The following is a 3490-nucleotide window of genomic DNA, read 5'->3' as shown; positions in this document are numbered from 1 at the left end:
TAGATCATTGGTCAATTTCGATCATCACTTTCGAGTGGTGATACTTAATCGATTCAAACTCATGTGATTTCAAATTTTTAAGAGCAAACGGTGAATGCCTTGGCATGTAGAGCCGAAGAAGGACGTAGTAATCTGCGATAAGCCTCGGGGAGTTGATAAACGAACTGTGATCCGAGGATGTCCGAATGGGGAAACCCCGCCAGGCCCGCAAGGTGACCTGGTGACTCCCGCCTGAATATATAGGGCGGGTAGAGGGAACGTGGGGAAGTGAAACATCTCAGTACCCACAGGAAGAGAAAACAACAGTGATTCCGTTAGTAGTGGCGAGCGAACCCGGATGAGGCTAAACCGATCATGTGTGATAGCCGGTAGGCGTTGCATGGTCGGGGTTGCGGGACTTTTCTGCCTATTCTACCGAATGGTAAGGGTTAGAACGTTGTATAGACGAACAGGATTGAAAGCCTGGTCATAGAGGGTGCGAACCCCGTAGTCGAAATGCAGCAATCGCCCGAGAAGTATCCCAAGTAGCACGGGGCCCGAGAAATCCCGTGTGAATCCGTCAGGACCACCTGATAAGCCTAAATACTCCTACATGACCGATAGTGAACAAGTACCGTGAGGGAAAGGTGAAAAGTACCCCGGGAGGGGAGTGAAATAGTACCTGAAACCGTTTGCTTACAAACCGTTGGAGCCAGCTTTGTTCTGGTGACAGCGTGCCTTTTGAAGAATGAGCCTGCGAGTTAGTGATATGTGGCGAGCTTAACCCGAGAGGGGAATGCGTAGCGAAAGCGAGTCTGAATAGGGCGATTCAGTCGCATGTCCTAGACCCGAAGCGAAGTGATCTATCCATGGCCAGGTTGAAGCGACGGTAAGACGTCGTGGAGGACCGAACCCACTTCAGTTGAAAATGGAGGGGATGAGCTGTGGATAGGGGTGAAAGGCCAATCAAACTTCGTGATAGCTGGTTCTCTCCGAAATGCATTTAGGTGCAGCGTTGCGTGTTTCTTGCCGGAGGTAGAGCTACTGGATGGCCGATGGGGCCTAAAAGCTTACTGACGTCAGCCAAACTCCGAATGCCGGTAAGTGAGAGCGCAGCAGTGAGACGGTGGGGGATAAGCTTCATCGTCGAGAGGGAAACAACCCAGACCACCAACTAAGGTCCCAAAGCGCGTGCTAAGTGGGAAAGGATGTGGAGTTGCACAGACAACCAGGAGGTTGGCTTAGAAGCAGCCACCCTTGAAAGAGTGCGTAATAGCTCACTGGTCAAGTGATTCCGCGCCGACAATGTAACGGGGCTCAAGCACGCCACCGAAGTTGTGGCATTGATATTTTTGGTTAGCCGCACCCTTGTGGTGTTGGTTCAGCCGTGTTGATGGGTAGGAGAGCGTCGTGTGGCCAGCGAAGCGGCGGTGTAAACCAGCCGTGGAGGCCACACGAGTGAGAATGCAGGCATGAGTAGCGAAAGACGGGTGAGAAACCCGTCCTCCGAAAGATCAAGGGTTCCAGGGCCAGGCTAATCCGCCCTGGGTAAGTCGGGACCTAAGGCGAGGCCGACAGGCGTAGTCGATGGACAACGGGTTGATATTCCCGTACTGACGAAAAACCGCCCAAGCTAATCCAGTAATGCTAAGCATCTGAATCCCCTAGATGGATCCCTTCGGGGTGAAGCGTGGGGCCTAGCGTGCGACCCTATGCTGGTGCGGTTAGCGTATTAACAGGTGTGACGCAGGAAGGTAGCTGAGCCGGGCGATGGTTGACCCGGTCTAAGGATGTAGGGCGAACGATAGGCAAATCCGTCGTTCATGATGCCTGAGACCCGATGGGTAGCCCGTAAGGGTGAAATCAGTGATCCTATGCTGCCAAGAAAAGCATCGACGCGAGGTTTTAGTCACCCGTACCCCAAACCGACTCAGGTGATCAGGTAGAGAATACTAAGGAGATCGAGAGAATCGTGGTTAAGGAACTCGGCAAAATGCCCCCGTAACTTCGGGAGAAGGGGGGCCTGAGGCGTGAACGGACTTGCTCCGGGAGCGTTCGAAGGCCGCAGAGACCAGTGGGAAGCGACTGTTTACTAAAAACACAGGTCCGTGCTAAGTCGCAAGACGATGTATACGGACTGACGCCTGCCCGGTGCTGGAAGGTTAAGAGGAACGGTTAGCCGCAAGGCGAAGCTGAGAATTTAAGCCCCAGTAAACGGCGGTGGTAACTATAACCATCCTAAGGTAGCGAAATTCCTTGTCGGGTAAGTTCCGACCTGCACGAATGGCGTAACGACTTCCCAGCTGTCTCAACCGCGAACTCGGCGAAATTGCATTACGAGTAAAGATGCTCGTTACGCGCAGCAGGACGGAAAGACCCCGTGACCTTTACTACAGCTTGGTATTGGTGTTCGGTGTGGCTTGTGTAGGATAGGTGGGAGACTGTGAAGCTTGGACGCTAGTTCAGGTGGAGTCATTGTTGAAATACCACTCTGGTCATATTGGATACCTAACTTCGAACCGTGATCCGGTTCAGGGACAGTGCCTGGTGGGTAGTTTAACTGGGGCGGTTGCCTCCTAAAAAGTAACGGAGGCGCCCAAAGGTTCCCTCAACCTGGTTGGTAATCAGGTGTCGAGTGTAAGTGCACAAGGGAGCTTGACTGTAAGACTGACAAGTCGAGCAGGGACGAAAGTCGGGACTAGTGATCCGGCAGTGGCTTGTGGAAGCGCTGTCGCTCAACGGATAAAAGGTACCTCGGGGATAACAGGCTGATCTTGCCCAAGAGTCCATATCGACGGCATGGTTTGGCACCTCGATGTCGGCTCGTCGCATCCTGGGGCTGGAGTAGGTCCCAAGGGTTGGGCTGTTCGCCCATTAAAGCGGTACGCGAGCTGGGTTTAGAACGTCGTGAGACAGTTCGGTCCCTATCCGCTGCGCGCGCAGGAAATTTGAGAAGATCTATCCCTAGTACGAGAGGACCGGGATGGACGAACCTCTGGTGTGTCAGTTGTTCCGCCAGGAGCACCGCTGATTAGCTACGTTCGGAACGGATAACCGCTGAAAGCATCTAAGCGGGAAGCCGGCTTCGAGATGAGATTTCCATCCCTTCGGGGGAGAGGCTCGCAGCTAGACTACTGCGTTGATAGGCCGGATGTGGAAGTGGGGACTAAAGACCCATGAAGCTGACCGGTACTAATAAGCCGATAATTTGATAACACTCAGTTTGAAGAAGCTGCTTTAGCGTCCACTATGTGGTTCTCGATGTACGGTCGAGAACAACGCCTTCGTCATGAAGGCTCTATAACTGAAAAATATAGAATCGATTCATCGGAAGATGTTTCGGCGGCTATAGCGAGAGGGAAACGCCCGGTCACATTCCGAACCCGGAAGCTAAGACTCTCAGCGCCGATGGTACTGCAGGGGGGACCCTGTGGGAGAGTAGGACACCGCCGGACTTAACTTAGAAACACCAGAAAAGCCATCCCTCACGGGATGGCTTTTCTGCGTTAAC

The 3490-nt window shown here is 53.1% G+C and carries 2 rRNA genes; both read left to right on the top strand.

Annotation, left to right across the window (positions count from 1 at the left end):
- The first annotated feature begins 67 nt into the window (after positions 1-67).
- Positions 68-3195 (top strand): 23S ribosomal RNA (locus CXY74_RS00070).
- Between the two features lie 122 nt (positions 3196-3317).
- Positions 3318-3434: ribosomal RNA gene (gene rrf, locus CXY74_RS00065) — 5S ribosomal RNA — on the top strand.
- The last annotated feature ends 56 nt before the right edge of the window (positions 3435-3490 follow it).

The organism is Cryobacterium sp. Y29 (assembly GCF_002929825.1).
GTDB lineage: Bacteria > Actinomycetota > Actinomycetes > Actinomycetales > Microbacteriaceae > Cryobacterium.
This window is presented reverse-complemented; position numbering and strand designations above follow the sequence as displayed.